The organism is Clavibacter davisi (assembly GCF_052751415.1).
Map to the genome: position 1 here is coordinate 33903 of NZ_CP199882.1, position 14449 is coordinate 48351.

General features: G+C 74.8%; 14 protein-coding genes. 12 read left to right on the forward strand and 2 right to left on the reverse strand.

Features of this window, described 5'->3' with window-relative positions; all coding sequences use genetic code 11:
- The first annotated feature begins 285 nt into the window (after positions 1-285).
- On the forward strand, positions 286-1302 hold the full coding sequence (gene glsA, locus ACU4ZT_RS00165; protein ID WP_270980935.1) for a glutaminase A: 1017 nt from the start codon (positions 286-288) through the stop codon (positions 1300-1302).
- Here glsA and ACU4ZT_RS00170 read toward each other — a convergent pair.
- The gene (locus tag ACU4ZT_RS00170; protein WP_270980934.1) at positions 1299-2351 is read right to left on the reverse strand and encodes an alpha/beta fold hydrolase; all 1053 of its coding nucleotides are present in this window, start codon (positions 2349-2351) and stop codon (positions 1299-1301) included. The genes glsA and ACU4ZT_RS00170 overlap by 4 nt on opposite strands.
- Before the next feature lie 122 nt (positions 2352-2473).
- On the opposite strand from ACU4ZT_RS00170, the gene ACU4ZT_RS00175 reads away from it, so the two are divergent.
- From ACU4ZT_RS00175 to ACU4ZT_RS00215, 9 genes are all read left to right on the forward strand, one after another.
- Positions 2474-2842, forward strand: coding sequence for a PadR family transcriptional regulator (locus tag ACU4ZT_RS00175; RefSeq protein ID WP_063070892.1), 369 nt, complete (start codon positions 2474-2476; stop codon positions 2840-2842).
- A 32-nt stretch (positions 2843-2874) separates the two neighbouring features.
- Positions 2875-4257 carry a hypothetical protein gene (locus ACU4ZT_RS00180; protein WP_445337549.1) on the forward strand — a complete coding sequence of 461 codons (1383 nt, stop codon included), beginning with the start codon at positions 2875-2877 and terminating at the stop codon, positions 4255-4257.
- Positions 4258-4783: 526 nt separating this feature from the next.
- Positions 4784-5683: a diiron oxygenase gene (locus ACU4ZT_RS00185; protein ID WP_270980932.1), complete on the forward strand. Its 900-nt coding sequence runs from the start codon at positions 4784-4786 to the stop codon at positions 5681-5683.
- On the forward strand, positions 5680-6921 hold the full coding sequence (locus ACU4ZT_RS00190; RefSeq protein ID WP_445337550.1) for an ATP-grasp domain-containing protein: 1242 nt from the start codon (positions 5680-5682) through the stop codon (positions 6919-6921). The genes ACU4ZT_RS00185 and ACU4ZT_RS00190 overlap by 4 nt, the downstream gene beginning before the upstream one ends.
- Complete coding sequence (locus ACU4ZT_RS00195) at positions 6918-8141, forward strand: ATP-grasp domain-containing protein (RefSeq protein ID WP_445337551.1); 1224 nt, start codon at positions 6918-6920, stop codon at positions 8139-8141. Before ACU4ZT_RS00190 ends, ACU4ZT_RS00195 begins: the two co-directional genes overlap by 4 nt.
- The gene (locus ACU4ZT_RS00200; RefSeq protein WP_063070887.1) at positions 8138-9328 is read left to right on the forward strand and encodes an MFS transporter; all 1191 of its coding nucleotides are present in this window, start codon (positions 8138-8140) and stop codon (positions 9326-9328) included. Before ACU4ZT_RS00195 ends, ACU4ZT_RS00200 begins: the two co-directional genes overlap by 4 nt.
- Positions 9325-10119, forward strand: coding sequence for a methyltransferase domain-containing protein (locus tag ACU4ZT_RS00205; protein ID WP_063070886.1), 795 nt, complete (start codon positions 9325-9327; stop codon positions 10117-10119). Before ACU4ZT_RS00200 ends, ACU4ZT_RS00205 begins: the two co-directional genes overlap by 4 nt.
- On the forward strand, positions 10119-11078 hold the full coding sequence (locus ACU4ZT_RS00210) for an FkbM family methyltransferase (RefSeq protein ID WP_445337552.1): 960 nt from the start codon (positions 10119-10121) through the stop codon (positions 11076-11078). The genes ACU4ZT_RS00205 and ACU4ZT_RS00210 overlap by 1 nt, the downstream gene beginning before the upstream one ends.
- Positions 11075-11818: a gamma-glutamyl-gamma-aminobutyrate hydrolase family protein gene (locus ACU4ZT_RS00215; protein ID WP_445337553.1), complete on the forward strand. Its 744-nt coding sequence runs from the start codon at positions 11075-11077 to the stop codon at positions 11816-11818. The genes ACU4ZT_RS00210 and ACU4ZT_RS00215 overlap by 4 nt, the downstream gene beginning before the upstream one ends.
- Here ACU4ZT_RS00215 and ACU4ZT_RS00220 read toward each other — a convergent pair.
- Positions 11815-12204, reverse strand: coding sequence for a VOC family protein (locus ACU4ZT_RS00220; protein ID WP_445337554.1), 390 nt, complete (start codon positions 12202-12204; stop codon positions 11815-11817). The two genes, ACU4ZT_RS00215 and ACU4ZT_RS00220, sit on opposite strands and share 4 nt — an antisense overlap.
- 237 nt (positions 12205-12441) lie before the next feature.
- Here ACU4ZT_RS00220 and ACU4ZT_RS00225 point away from each other — a divergent pair, with 237 nt between their 5' ends.
- Positions 12442-13248 (forward strand): sugar phosphate isomerase/epimerase family protein, encoded by an 807-nt coding sequence (locus ACU4ZT_RS00225; protein WP_445337555.1) that lies wholly within the window; start codon positions 12442-12444, stop codon positions 13246-13248.
- Complete coding sequence (locus ACU4ZT_RS00230) at positions 13245-14354, forward strand: Gfo/Idh/MocA family protein (RefSeq protein WP_445337556.1); 1110 nt, start codon at positions 13245-13247, stop codon at positions 14352-14354. Before ACU4ZT_RS00225 ends, ACU4ZT_RS00230 begins: the two co-directional genes overlap by 4 nt.
- Positions 14355-14449 lie beyond the last annotated feature (95 nt).

Sequence of the window (14449 nt, forward strand, 5' to 3'; positions counted from 1 at the left end):
GGCGACGTCGGCTGACCGGTCGGAGTAGCCGCATAGCGTCGATGCAGATGCATGGATCTCGGCGTTGGCCTACGTTGTCATCAGCGGGATGGGCCCTTCGGGTGGGACATCTCGCGGGGGTCGACGTCTCCGGGGGGAGACGAGCTCGACCGCCCGGCCCTCCGTGCACGGAGGCCGGGCCACACCCTTCCCGCGGTGCCGTTCCCGAGCGGCACCGCGGCCCCGGCCGGACGCGCGGCGCTGGCCCGCCCGGTCGCGCGAGGCGGCCGCTGGCAGGCTCGGAGGATGACGCCTCCCGGATCCGCCGCCCACGATGCCCGGCACGACGCCCCGCGCGATGCCCGGCACGACGCCGCCCACGCGCTCGACGTCGACCGGCTGCTCGCGGGCGTCGCGGAGGACGACGGCGGCGTGGTCGACGACAGCATCCCGCAGCTGGCCGACGCGGATCCGTCGCTCGCGGGCATCGCGCTCGTCACACCCGACGGCCGCACGCACGCGGCCGGCGACAGCGCGCACCCCTTCTCCATCCAGTCGGCGGTGAAGCCCTTCCTCTTCGCGCTGGCGCTCGCCGACACCTCAGGCGACGCGCTCGACGCCGTGGGCATCGAGCCGACGGGCGAGTCGTTCGACGCGATCAAGCTGGAGAGCGGCACCGGCCGGCCGCCGAACCCGATGGTGAACGCGGGGGCGATCCTCACGGCGAGCCTCGTGCGCGGATCCACCCTCGAGGAGCGCACGCAGCGGATCCTCCAGGGACTCAGCGCCTTCGCCGGACGCGACCTCGAGGTCGACGAGGAGGTCGCGGAGAGCGAGCGGCTCCTCGGCGACCGCAACCACGCGCTCGCCCACCTCATGCGCTCGGAGGGCACGCTGCACGTCTCGGCCGACGACGCGGTGGCCGCCTACGTCCGGGCGTGCGCCGTGCTCGTGACCGCGGAGTCGCTCGCCGCGATGGGCGCGACGCTCGCCTGCGGAGGTCGTGACCCGTCGACGGGGTCACGCGTGGTCTCCCGTCAGGTCGCGCGCGACGTCGTCTCCGTGATGGCGACCTGCGGCGTCTACGACGGCTCCGGCCGGTGGATGCGGCGGGTCGGCGTGCCCGCGAAGTCGAGCGTCTCCGGCGCCATCGTCCTCTCCGCGCCCGACCGCCTCGGCGCCGCCGTGTTCAGCCCGCCGCTCGACGACCAGGGCACGAGCGTGCGCGGCGCGCGCCTCGCGCAGGGGCTCGCGGACGGGCTGGGGCTGCACGCGTTCGGGTTCGCCGGCGGCGCGCGTGACTCGGACGCCGGATCGCTCTAGCGGCGCGACCCGGCCCGACCGCCGGCGCCCGCAGCGCGCCGCGCCCGCCGCCGGGCCCGCTCCGCCGCATCCGCCATCGCCTCCGCGTGCGCGGTCTTGGCGCGGCCGATCGCGGCGTCGTCGTCGCGGCGGATCGCGAGGCCCTCGGCCACCTGCGCGCGGATCCCGCGGATCGAGTCGCGGAGCGTCGGCGCGAAGTCCGCGTGCTCCTCGTCCGGCTGCTCCTCGCCCTCCGGGTAGCGGCGGAGCTCGGCCGACGCGTCCTCGGTGGAGGAGCCGTCGCCCGGCCGCCGCTCGAGGTGGGCGAGGCAGAGGCGGGCCACCTCGTCGGCGTGCGCGTGCATCACCGAGTGGGCGGCGCCCGGGATCTCCCACAGCCGCGCCCGCGGGAGCAGCCGGCCCATCTCCTCGACCCAGGCGCGCGGGGCGACGGCGTCGTGCTCGCCGCGGATCACGAGCGTGCTCGCGCGGATCTCGGGCAGCCGGGCCTCGATCGGGAACGACATCATCCGCGGCAGCACGCGGAGGAACCAGCGCACGCCGCAGACGAGGTACGCGCGGACGGCGAGCACCTTGATCCGGCTCGGCTCGCGCACCGAGGAGCGCAGGAAGCGGAGGGCGGCGCGCGGCACCGAGCGCGCGGCCGGGTCCACCACCGGGCTGATGAGCACGACCGTGCTGATCCCGGGCCGCCGGGCCGCGAGGTCCGCCACCACCTGCGTGCCCATCGAGTGGCCGACGAGCACGGGGTCGTCGAGACCGAGCGCGTCGATCGCGGCGCCCACGAGGTCGGCGTAGTCGCGGATCGCGAGCGCGCGGCACGGGTGAGCGACGCCCGCGAAGCCCGGCAGGTCGAGCGCGTGCACGGTGCCGCGCTCGTCGAGGTGCGGGGCGAGGCGCTCGAAGTAGTCGGAGCTCACGCCGATGCCGGGGACGAGCACGAAGGCGCGGTCGTCCGGCGTGCCGAGCGTGCTGATCCGCACGGTGAGGCCGCGGTGCACGATGCGGGTGACGCGGACGGTGGTGCCGGGGCGGCCGTGCTGCGTCATCCGGTGCCTCCTGCGGCGGGTCCGTCCGCCGCCCCCACGCTAGGGCACGCGCGCCGCGCATCCCCGCGTGCCTCGGCTGTCGATCCGGTACGCATGTTTCCGTAGTGGGTATAGTCCCGCCCATGACCGCCACCGCCTTCTGGATCCTCACCGCGCTCGCCGCCGGACGCCGCCACGGGTACGCCGTGCTCGCCGACGTCGCGCGCCTCAGCGACGGGGAGGTGACGCTGCGGGTGACCACGCTCTACGCGTCGCTCGACCGGCTCGTGCGGGAGGGGCGGATCCGCGCGGCGGGCGAGGAGGTCGTCGACGGCCGCGCCCGGCGCTACTACGAGATCACCGACGCCGGCCGGGGCGAGCTGCAGGAGGAGGCCGACCGCCTCCAGGCCCGGGCCGCGGCCGCCCGCGCGAGCATCGCCGCCGCCTCCGCGCCCGCCCGGCCGCGCCGGGTCGCGACCCCGCGCGCCACCGCGACGGCGGCGCCCGCGTGAGCCGCGATCCGCGCGTAGGCCGCGATCCGCACGTGAGCCGCGGCCCGCGCGACGACGACGACCGCCGCGCCGCCTACGCACGGCTCCTCCGCTGGTACCCCGCGGCCTGGCGCCGGGCCGACGGGGACGTGATGCTCGACACCCTCGAGGAGCACGCCGACGCCGAGGGACGCCGCATGCCCTCCCACGGCGAGGCGTGGTCCCTCCGCGCCCACGGGCTGCTCGAGCGGATGACCCCGCGGGCGATCCTCGTGCTCGCGACGGTCGCGCTCCTGTTCGCCGTGGCGCTGCCGGCGGCCGCGTTCTCGTCCGTGCTCCTCGGATCGCCCGTGCTCCTGGCTATGCCGTGGGCCGGCGCCCTCCTCGCGACGGTCGCGCTGCTCGGGCTCATGGGCCGGTCCGGGGGGCTCCGGGCCGAGTCGGCGCTCGCGGCGGCGGCGCTCGCCGTGCCCTCCTGGATCCTCGGCGGTCTCGCCGCCGCATCGTGGTCGGTCGGGTTCGACGAAGCCGACGCGGGCGTGCGGCTCAGCCCGTTCGCCTCCGCGTTCGCCGAGCTGACGCTCGCCTCCTGGCTGCTCGGGGCGGCGTCACTGGCGGTCGTGCTCGCGGGGTTGCTCCGGATCCGCTCGGCCGTCGCCCGCTGGATCGTCGCGGTGGCCGTCGCCCTGCCCGGGGCGCTGCTCGTGGGCCTCGTCGCCCTGTCCTCCGGCGCGTGGGCGCTCGCCATCGCCGCGCTGATCGCGTCGGCGCGGTCGCGGTCGCGGTCGCGGTCGCGGTCGCGGTCCCGGTCCCGGTCGCGCTCGGGCGGGCGCGGTGGCGCCCGCACGGCAGCCGGACCCGGGTCTGCGCCCGCCGCCCGTGCGCCGCTGTCGGCCTCCGGTCGCCGGGCCGTCGTGATCACGTCGCTCGTCGGATGCGCCCTCGGGCTCGCCTGCGCCGCCTTCACGCTCGCGGGGAGCGCCTGGCTGCCCGCGGTCGGCGACGCGACGGACGCCATGCGTATGGGCCTCGCGGCGGGGTCGATCGTCGCGCTCCTGCCGATCGTCGCGGGAGCGGCGGCGCTCCGGCCGCGGCTGGGCGTCGTGGTCATCCCCGCGACCGTCGCCCTGGGCGCGGCGCTCGCGACCGTCGTCGTCGGTCACCTGGCATCGGGGGCGGACGCCGGATCCGGTCGGCTCCTGCCGCTCGCCGCCGCGTTCGTGGGCGTGGCGGGAGCCGCCCTCCTGATCCCGGTGCTGCCCCGCGGGCGCCTGCTCCGCGCGGTGATGGCGGTCGGCATCGCGATCGGCGTCGCCGCTGTCCTCGGCATGACGATCGCCGTCACGGCCCCGTTCCTGGCGCCGGTGCTCGGCGTCGTCACGGCCGTCCTCGTGTCACGGGGCGCGCGGGCGCCCCGGCGGCCGCAGCCCGCCTAGCCCGTCGCGGTCCGCCTCAGGCCGCAGCATCCCCGCTCGACAGGCACAGGCAGGACGGGTGCCCCGCCGGATCCGCGGACACGTCGAAGCGGAGAGCCGGTCGTCGGCTGCGTGCACCTCATCCCCGAGGAGCCCACCCCGATGGTCCAGCGGGCGACCCGTCGCTCGTGCGGTCGACGCCGCATACTCCTCGAGATCGGATGTGTCAATCGATCTCGACGCCCGCGCGAGCCGCCGATCCGGCTCGTATCGTCGCCTCCACTCGCCGGTGCCCCAGCGGTCGGAGCGAGGTCACCACGAGGGCGGGAGCGTGCGGATCATGTGCGGGATAGCGGGATTGAGCGTGGGGTGCGCCGTCGGAGCCGTGTGCCCGCGACGGGCCGTCGGCGGGGGCGGTCGGGACGGCCACGGGCAGGGTGGGGAAGAGGTCGGCGAGGCCGGCGGCGGCGCATCGGCACGGCTGCTGGACGAGGGGGACGCGTTCGGCTCGGGACGGCTGTTCGATTCGTGGGATGAGCGTTCCTCCGTGCGGTCCGCCCCGCGGCGCCTGCTCGAGCTCGACGACGTGTTCCCTCCGTCGATGGTCCCGGTCCTCGCGGCGGGAGGCCCGGCCGACTCATGGTCCCCGGCGGTCCGCCGTCACATCGCGGTCCAGCATCTGTACCGGTACCTGAACTTCACGACGCACCTCGAGACCCATGTGGTCAACCCCGTGCTGCTCGGCATGTTCACGGGATCCATCGGCCTCCCCCTGACCGCTGCCGCCCGTCGCGACGCGCTGCGCATGTACACCGACGAGGGCCACCACTCGCTGGTCGCGTTCGACGTGAAGCTGCAGGTCGAGGAGCTGACGGGGCTCGAGGACCGGACGATCGGCATGCCGCGCTCGACCCTCGTCCGTGGACTGCACGCGATCCTGGACGCGTCCGAGCGTCATGACCTCGTCTCCCTCTTCCGGCTGATGTTCGTCATCGTCTCGGAGACGCTGATCTCGACGAACCTCCGCGACGTCGCCAGCACCCCCGGGTTGAACGGCGGCGTGGCTGATGCGCTCGGGGACCACGCCCGCGACGAGGGCCGCCACCACGCCTTCTTCGCCACGTACCTGAAGGAGCTGTGGGGGTGCCTCGACGCCGATCAGCGGCGGCAGGTCGGCCGACAGGTGCCCGCGATGATCGACACGTTCTTCGGACCGGAGATCGACGATGTGCGGGATGAGCTCCAGCGCCTCGGCGTGCCCGGGTCGGAGGCGGCCGAGGCGCTCGACCGGGCGTACGCGACCGACGTCGTGCACGCCGACCGCGTCGCGGCGACCAGTCTGCTCGTGCGCTACCTCGCCGACCTCGACGTGTTCGAGGACGCGGGCACCCACGACGCGTTCCTCGCGTCGGGTCTCGCCGCGCGGAGGGGGGAGGCCGCCCGATGAGCACGGTCCTGTTCGTCAACACGCGGCCGACGCGGTCGGAGGCGGAGCCGCCGTTCTGGGCCGCGCGACGGCTGGGGCTCGATGTCGTCGTCCTGGCCGACGTCACGCCGCCCGTGCCGGCCGGCCTGGTCGCCGAGCTCGTCATGGTGGACACGTTCGACCTCCCGGCCTTGCGTGCGGCGGCCCGCGCCGTCGCCGAGCGCCACGAGGTCGTCGGCGTCGTCTGCTGGGGCGACCGCGACGTCGAGGGCGTCGCCCACGTCGCCGAGGAGCTCGGCCTGCCGGGCAACGCCCCGGAGGCCGCGGCCCGCGCCCGGGACAAGCACGCGGCGCGGCAGGCGATCGCCGCGGTGGACGCGTCCCTGGTCCCGCCGTTCGCCGCCATCCGCTCGGTGGCGGACGTGGACGCCGCCGCCCGCGCGGTGCCGTTCCCCGCCGTCGTGAAGCCCGTCGGCGCCTCCGCGAGCAAGGGCATCCTCACCGTGCGCGACCGCGTCGAGCTCGACGCGGCCGTCGCGCTGCTGCTGCGCTACTCCACGCCGGAGAACGACCCGGTCTTCCGGCGGCGTGCGGGCGAGCTCGTCCTCGAGGGCTTCCTGCGGGGCACGGAGCACAGCGTCGACGGCATCGTCGTCGACGGGCGCCTGGAGCTCTGGACGGTGACCGACAAGCTCGTCGACCCCGGGTACCACCTCGAGCTGCAGCAGGTGCAGCCGTCGGCCCTCCCGCCCGAGGTGCTCGAGAGGTGCCGATCGGCCGCCCAGACCGTCGCCGACGCCCTCGGCCTGGGCACTACGGCCATCCACCTGGAGGTCATGGTCGACGGCGTCGACGTGCGCGTCATCGAGCTGAACTCGCGCACGGCCGGGGGGTACATCACCACCCACCTCATCCCCCTCAGCCGCGGATCCGACTTCGTGACGGAGGTCCTGGCCGCCGCGTGCCGGCTCCGTGAGGTGGAGCCGGCGCGGGAGGCGACGCTGCACGTCGGATCCCGACAGCACCTCACGACGCGCACCGGCCACCTGCACGGCGTGGGCGGCCTCGATGCGGTCCTCGGAGTGCCGGGCGTGGTCGGCGCGTTCATGGACGGCCCGCTCGGCCGTCCCGTCGGCCAGCCGCCGGAGGACTTCACCGGCTCCGTCATCTGCTCCGTCCTCGCCGCCGCCGGGAGCCGCGATGAGCTCGAACGGATCCTCCGGGAGGCGGACGCCCTGATCCGCGTGGACGTCCGATGAGCACCATCCTCGCCCTGGGCGCGGGCGGCGCAGGCGGGCACGTCGCCGACTGGTCGCGCCGTCTCGCGATGGAGGCCGAGGCGCGGGGGCACTGGCTGCTCGTCGTCGACCGCGCCGAGAACCTGGTGGGCGCAGAGATCGTCCGGAACCCGCGGCACGAGGTCGTCGCCGCGGACTTCGCGGACGTCTCCGCCGTGCGCACCGCGCTCGTCGGCCGTCCGACGCCGGATGCCGTCGTCGGCTTCCGCGAGCACTCGCTGATCACGACCGCGCTGCTGGCGGAGGAGGCGGGCGCGCCCTGGAACGGATCCGCCCAGGTCGCCGCCTGCCGGCAGAAGGACACGACCCGGGAGATCCTCCGCGCCGCCGGGCTGCCGCAGCCGCGGGTGGAGGCGTTCGCGTCCGTCGAGGAGGCCGTCGAGCACCTCCGGCACGCGGAGCTGCCGCGGATCGTGAAGCCGCGGGACGCCTTCGGGTCGCAGGGCGTGCGCCTCGTGCGGGCGCCGGGGGAGATCGCGGAGGCCGTCCTCGCGGCGGCGGCCTTCAGCGACCGGATCCTGGTGGAGGAGTACGTGCTCGGCCGGGAGGTCAGCGTCGAGGGCGTCATGCTCGGCGGGGAGCCGCGGATCCTCGAGGTGACGGGCAAGAGCGTGACCGCGCCGCCCGTCTTCGTCGAGCTGGGTCACCGGCAGCCGAGCGGCCTGACCGAGCAGGAGGAGGACAAGGTCCGGTCGGCGGCGGCACGAGCCGTGACCGCGGTCGGCCTCACGCACAGCCTGTTCCACGTGGAGGCGTGGGTCACCGCCGACGGCGCGGTCGTGTGCGGTGAGGTGCACGCGCGGCTCGGCGGCGACTGGATCCACGCCCTGATCGCGCACCGACGTCCCGGCATCGAGCTCTTCGGCATGGTCCTCGACGACGTCCTCGGAGGACCGTCCCCCGTATCCGTCCCCGCCCCGGACCCCGGGCGCGCTGCCGCGGTCGTCGGCGTCGTGGCACCGCACGCCGGGACCGTCACGGCGATCCACCGGGGGGCGGGACTCGTCGGCGGCACGATCCTCCATGAGGACTGGGCGGTGCGGGTGGGCGATCGTGTCGCGGGTCCGCGCGACTCGTTCGGCCGGGCCGGGCTCGTCGTCGTGGGCACGGACGACCCTGAGCACCTCGATCGGCTCGTCCGGCAGGTCCGGGCGGACGTGCGGATCGAGGTGGCCGGGTGACCACCGCGACGACGCATCGACCGCCGGCACGCGAGCTCGGCCTCTACTTCGCGACCAACGTCATCACCCGCGGCGTCCTGGCGGTGCTCGGCCTCATCGCGGCGGACGGGCTGGGCCTCGGACCCACGGCGACCGCCGCGCTCGTCGGGACGGGCGTGCTCTCCATGCGCTTCGGACGCCTGTTCGTCGCACCGCTGTCCCGATGCGGATCCCGCGCGACCGTCGTGGTCGGCCACGCGCTCAGCGGGGTCGGGCTCCTCCTCCTCGCCGCGGGTGAGCGGGTGGCGGCGTCCGCGTGGGTCGGCGTCGTCATCCTCGGCGTGGGGTACGGGGCCGTGGTCCTCGCCATCAAGGTGGACCTCGTGGGCCGGGCCGAGGGCACGGACGACCGCCTGCGCATCCTGACCTGGCTCTCGATGGCCCTCAACCTCGCCGCGGCGCTCGGGCCCTCCGCCGCCGGCCTGCTGCTCGCGGGGCCCGGGACGGGCACGGCCCTGCTCGTCGCGGCGGCCGCCGCGTTCGCGTGCGCCGCGGTCGCATGCTGGCTGCCCGTCGCCCCGATCGGCCCGACCGAGCGCTTCCGATGGTCCGCGCTGCGCCGCGCCGCCGAGCCCGACGTCGCCGTCGCCCTGGTCTCGCTGGTCGTCGCCTTCGCGATGTACGCCCAGCTCGCCAGCGTGCTCCCGCTCGTCGTCGGCTCGACGATCGGCGTGGCGTGGGTCGGCGCGGTGTTCGCGGGCAACGCCGTCATCGTCCTGGCCGCGCAGATGCCCGTCGCCCGGCTCTCCCGCCGGTTCCCGTCGCTCGCCCGCCAGTCCGGGCCGCTCGGCACGCTGCTCTTCGCCACCGGCTTCGGCGTGCTCGCGGTGTCGACGCACGTCGCGGCGATCGCCGCCTGCGTCGTCCTGGTGAGCCTGGCCGAGTGCCTCGTCCTCCCGTTCGTGGAACGCGACCTCGCGGAGCGTCTGAGCTCCACCGGCCTCGCCGCGGTCTTCACGCTCACGGCCGCCGCGATGGGCGTCGGCGAGACGGCGGGATCCGTACTCGGCGTCCACGCCGCCCTGGGGACGGCCGGGTCGCTCCCCCGCTTCATGGCGGGGCTGGCCGTGGTGGGCGTCGTGGCCGCCCTCGTGCTCGCATCCGTCATCCGCCATCGCACCACCCCACGGGAAGGAAGCTCGTCATGATCGCATCGCACCCCGGAGAGCAGCTCTTGGACGACGGGGACGTCGCCGTCGCGGACGTCCCCGCCGCGCACGACGCCGCCGACATCGCCGTCGGGGACGGGATCGTCGCCACCGACACCCGATGGAGCTTCGGCGGGAAGACGCACGAGCAGTTCGACGCGCACGTCAACCGCTCGGTGCCGCTCTACGGGGAGGGGCACCTCCTCATCGACCATGCCGTCGAGTTCTTCTCGCGTCCCGGCGTCCGCATCATCGACGTGGGGTGCTCCACGGGCACGCTGCTGCACCGGCTCGCGGACAAGCCGACCAGCCGCGGCCTGCAGCTGATCGGCTACGACATCGAGGCCGACATGGTGCGCGCGGCCCGGCACCGCTGCGCGGACCTCGACAACGTGCACATCACGCAGGGCGACGCCGAGACCATCGACTACTCGGGCGCCGGCGCGGTCATCATGTACTACACGCTGCAGTTCGCCGCCCCGGGTCGGCGGCTGGCCGTGCTGCGTCGGATCCGCGAGGGGCTCGAGGCCGGCGGCGCGCTGCTGCTGTTCGAGAAGGTCCTGGCGCCCGACGCGCGGACGCAGGACATCATCGGCCAGCTGTACCAGGAGCACAAGATCCTCAACGGCTTCGACACCGACGACATCTACAACAAGGCTCGCAGCCTCCGGTCGGTCATGGCTCCGGTTCCGTCCGAGCGCAACCTGTCCGACCTGCGCGAGGCGGGCTTCAGCAGCGTCGTGACGATCCAGAAGTACCTGTGCTTCGAGGGCTACCTGGCGATCGCCTGATGACCTCCACGACACCGGGCCGCACGATCACCCACTACACCGTCCGCGGGACGACGTTCCCGTTCGAGGACCCGACCGGGAGCATCGCGCGCGATGCCATCCCGGGCCAGCCCTACGAGCCCCTGGTCGCGGCGCTGATCGACGAGGCGCTGCGGGCGGGGAGCGCGTCCTTCGCCGACGTCGGCGCCCTCTACGGCTTCTTCTCCTGCTGGGCGGCCCGGCACAGCCCCGCCACCCGGGTCGTCGCGTTCGAACCCGAGCCCGTGCACGTCGAGGTCCTCGAGCGCAACCGGCGACGCGCGGCCTCCTCGTTCGAGATCGCGGCGGTCGCGCTGAGCGACCGCATCGGCACGCTCGACTTCCACGGGCGCACGGTCGAGCCGGAGGGCGGCTTCACCCCGTGGCGTCGCGACTACGTCGGGGCGATGCGGGGCTCGCTCGTCCGTCACGCCACCGGCCGCGCATCGGCCGAGGACCACGTCGTCCTGGTGAGCGAGGCTGACGGACCGCGTCACTCCGCTCGCGCGATCCTGGCGGAGACGCTCCGCGAGCGGCGCCGGCCTCCTGCCGACGTGGACGCCAGCCACCGGGTCCCCGCCACGACGTTCGACGCCTGGGCGGAGGAGCACGGGTTCTGGCCAGCTGTCATCAAGATGGACGTGCACGGGGGAGAGGGGCCGGCGCTGCGCGGCATGCCCGAGGTGCTGCGGAGGGCGGACCACCTGCTCCTCGAGCTGCACACGCCCGACTACCTGGTGGACTGCACGCTGGAGGAGGTCCTGGACGGCGTCGTCTCCTCGGGGATGACTGTGTACGAGCTCCGGGGCTTCCGACGCACCCGGGGACGACTGGTCCCGCTCACGCCCGCCCGCCTCCGCGACCTGGCGGACACCTCCACGTGGAGCGCCGAGGACCTGTTCGCCATGAAGTGCCTCTACGCGACACGCACGCCCCTGTGACGTCCGGGACGGCTGGCCGGCCGCCGCTCGTGGGCGTGGCGGTCGGTCGGCAGCGCGCCGCCTTCGGGTCCTGGGACATCGTCGCCGACGTCGCCGACGCGCGGTATGCCGACGGCGTCGCGCGGCACGGCGGCCTCCCGGTCCTGGTGCCGCTCGCGTCGAGGGAGGGGCCCGCCGACGACCTGGTCGAGCGGCTCGACGGGCTCCTCGTCACGGGCGGGCCGGACGTCGACCCCGAACGCTACGGGGCTGCCGCGGATCCCCGGACCGGCCGGCCGGATCGACGGCGGGACGCCGCCGAGCTGGATCTCATCGCGGCTGCCCTCCGCGCACGGATCCCGGTCCTCGCCGTCTGCCGCGGGGCCCAGCTGCTCGCCGTCGCGGGCGGGGGCACGCTCCGTCAGCACATCGAGCGGGACGCCGGGGGTGACGAGCACCTGGTGGCGCCCGGGGTGCTCGGCACGACGCGCGTCCGCCTCGCGCCGGGGTCGCGCGTCCACGAGGCCATGGGCGATGAGGTGCGCGTGCGCTGCCACCACCACCAGTGCATCGCGACCACCGGCCCCGGGCTGCGGGTCGCCGCGATCACGGCCGACGGCATGGTCGAGGCCGTCGAGGGACCCCGGGCGGAAGGCTTCGTGGTCGGCGTGCAATGGCATCCCGAGGCGGACGCGTCGTCTTCCGGGATCCTCGCGGCGTTCGTCGAGGCCGCGCGCGTCCCTCCGGGGCGGCGGGCCTAGGCCCCGGCGTCCTCGCTCGACCCGCACAGGCAGAACGGGTGCCCCGCCGGATCCGCGTACACGTCGAAGCGGTCGGGCGCCGTCGGATCAGCGGCCGGCTGGAGGAGGCGGCCGCCGAGGGCTAGCACGCGCTCGCGGCCCGCGTCGAGGTCGTCGACGTACAGGTCGAGGTGCATCTGCATCTGCTGGCGCGGACCCTCGCCCGGCCACTCCGGCGCCACGAAGTCGGGGGCGAGCTGGAAGCCGAGGCGCCACTCGCCGTCGACGCGCACGCTGTGCCAGTCGTCCTCCGCGGCCACCTCGCCGCCGAGGAGACCCGCCCAGAAGGCGCTCTCCGCGGCCAGGTCCGGTGCGTCGAGCACCACGATCGTCTGCCGGATCCTCATGGGCTGCTCCTTCTCTCGTCGTCGAGCGGGTGCGTCCACCCTGGCACCGGGGCGTCACAGCGACCGGGATCCACCGCCCGCCCCTCTGGGCTTCAGACCCCGACCACCGGTAGGTTTGACGGCACGGCGCGTCTCCCGCGCCGGACACCCAGCGGGCATCGTGGCTCAGCCGTCCAGACGACGGCAGGAGCGTGCGAGGCCGTCGGGCCACCAGTCACCCTCCTGAAAGGAGCGACCATGTCCGCCCCCTCCGTCCAGCTCTACACGGTCCGCGACGCCGTCTCCGCCGACCTGCAGGGCGCCGTCGCCCGCGTCGCCGAGATCGGCTACACGCAGGTCGAGCCGTACGCGTTCGTCGAGCGCGCCGACGAGTTCGCCGCCGCCTTCGCCGCGTCCGGCGTCACCGCCCCCTCCGGCCACGCGCCCGTCATCGACGGCGACGACGACCAGGCCGCCCGCACCTTCGACGCCGCCGCGACCCTCGGGATCCAGACGGTCATCGACCCGTTCATTCCGAGCGAGCGCTGGCAGACCGCCGACGACGCGCACCGGATCGCCGACCGCGTCAACGAGCTGCAAATCCAGGCCGCCGCGCGCGGGCTCACCTTCGGGTACCACAACCACCAGTGGGAGTTCGCGAACACGGTCGACGGTCGTCCGATCTACGAGCTCTTCGTCGAGCGCCTCAACGCCGACGTCGTGCTCGAGCTCGACGCCTTCTGGTCGACCGTCGGCGGCATGGACACGCCCGCCCTGCTGAAGCGGCTCGGCGACCGCGTGCGGTTCCTGCACGTGAAGGACGGCAAGATCTCCGACGCCATCGCCAAGGTGCTGCCGAGCGCCGAGTCCGCGCTCGTCGTGCCGCCGGAGCTCGCGCAGGCCTTCAAGATGCAGGAGCCCGCCGGCCAGGGCGACGTCGACGTCGCCGCCGTGCTCGCGGCCGCCCCGCACGCGCTGCGCGTCGTCGAGTTCGACGACTACGCGGGCGACGTGTTCGACGGCATCGCGGCGTCGCTCGCCTGGCTGCAGGAGAACGACAAGTGACCGGCGGCACCGGCCGCGTCGGCGTCGGCGTCATCGGCGCGGGCGTCATCTCGGGCACCTACCTGGAGAACATGACGGCGATGCCGGACCTCGAGGTCCTGTTCGTCGCCGACATCGACCTCGACCGCGCCCGTTCGCGCGCCGAGGAGCACGGCGTGCCGCACCACGGCACGGTCGAGGAGCTCCTCGCGATGGACGAGATCGAGATCGTCGTGAACCTCACGCTGCCCGCCACGCACGCCGAGGTCGGCCGGCGGATCGTCGCCGCCGGCAAGCACGTGTGGAGCGAGAAGCCGCTGGCGCTGGATCACGCATCCGGCCAGGACCTGCTGGAGGCGGCCCGCGCGGCCGGCGTGCAGGTCGCGTGCGCGCCCGACACCGTGCTCGGCGCGGGGATCCAGTCGGCCATGCGCGCCATCGCCCGCGGCGACATCGGCGAGCCGCTCACCGCGACGACGCTGTTCCACGTGCCCGGCCCGGACGCCTGGCACCCGAACCCCGAGTTCCTGTTCGCGCACGGCGCCGGGCCCCTGTTCGACATGGGCCCGTACTACGTCACCACGCTCGTGCACGCGTTCGGCGCGGCCGAGACGGTGAGCGCGGTCTCCTCGACCTCGCGCACCACGCGCACCATCGGCAGCGGACCCCGCGCGGGCACCGACTTCCCGGTCGAGGTGCCCACGCACCACGCGGCGCTCATCTCGTTCGCGGGCGGGCAGTCGGCGCAGTCCACGTTCAGCTTCCAGAACGCGCTGCCGCGCATGGGCTTCGTCGAGATCTCCGGCAGCGAGGGCACCATCGTGCTCCCGGACCCGAACACGTTCGAGGGCGACAGCCAGCTGTGGCGCTTCGGGCAGGAGGAGCCGGAGACGCTGACGGCTTCCGGATCCACGTACGGCCGGGGCTCCGGCGTGCTCGACCTCGCGCGCAGCATCCGCGGCGGCGACCCGGTGCGCGCATCCGGCGAGGTCGCGGCCCACGTGCTCGACGTGCTGCTCGCGATCCGCGACGCGGCCGAGAGCCGCGAGGTCGTCACGGTCGCGTCGAGCGTCACGAAGCCGACGCCGCTCGCCGAGGACTGGGACCCGGCGGCCGCGACGCTCTAGCGCGCATCCGTTCGGACCGACGGCTCCGCATCCCACGACGGATGCGGGGCCGTCCCGCATGACGGGGTGGTCGGCCGCTCCCAGGACAGGCATAT

Coding starts and splice junctions, on each gene's coding strand:
- glsA (WP_270980935.1), top strand. CDS start 286: ATGACGCCTCCCGGATCCGCCGCCCACGATGCCCGGCACGACGCCCCG.
- ACU4ZT_RS00170 (WP_270980934.1), bottom strand. CDS start 2,351: ATGACGCAGCACGGCCGCCCCGGCACCACCGTCCGCGTCACCCGCATC.
- ACU4ZT_RS00175 (WP_063070892.1), top strand. CDS start 2,474: ATGACCGCCACCGCCTTCTGGATCCTCACCGCGCTCGCCGCCGGACGC.
- ACU4ZT_RS00190 (WP_445337550.1), top strand. CDS start 5,680: ATGAGCACGGTCCTGTTCGTCAACACGCGGCCGACGCGGTCGGAGGCG.
- ACU4ZT_RS00195 (WP_445337551.1), top strand. CDS start 6,918: ATGAGCACCATCCTCGCCCTGGGCGCGGGCGGCGCAGGCGGGCACGTC.
- ACU4ZT_RS00205 (WP_063070886.1), top strand. CDS start 9,325: ATGATCGCATCGCACCCCGGAGAGCAGCTCTTGGACGACGGGGACGTC.
- ACU4ZT_RS00210 (WP_445337552.1), top strand. CDS start 10,119: ATGACCTCCACGACACCGGGCCGCACGATCACCCACTACACCGTCCGC.
- ACU4ZT_RS00220 (WP_445337554.1), bottom strand. CDS start 12,204: ATGAGGATCCGGCAGACGATCGTGGTGCTCGACGCACCGGACCTGGCC.
- ACU4ZT_RS00225 (WP_445337555.1), top strand. CDS start 12,442: ATGTCCGCCCCCTCCGTCCAGCTCTACACGGTCCGCGACGCCGTCTCC.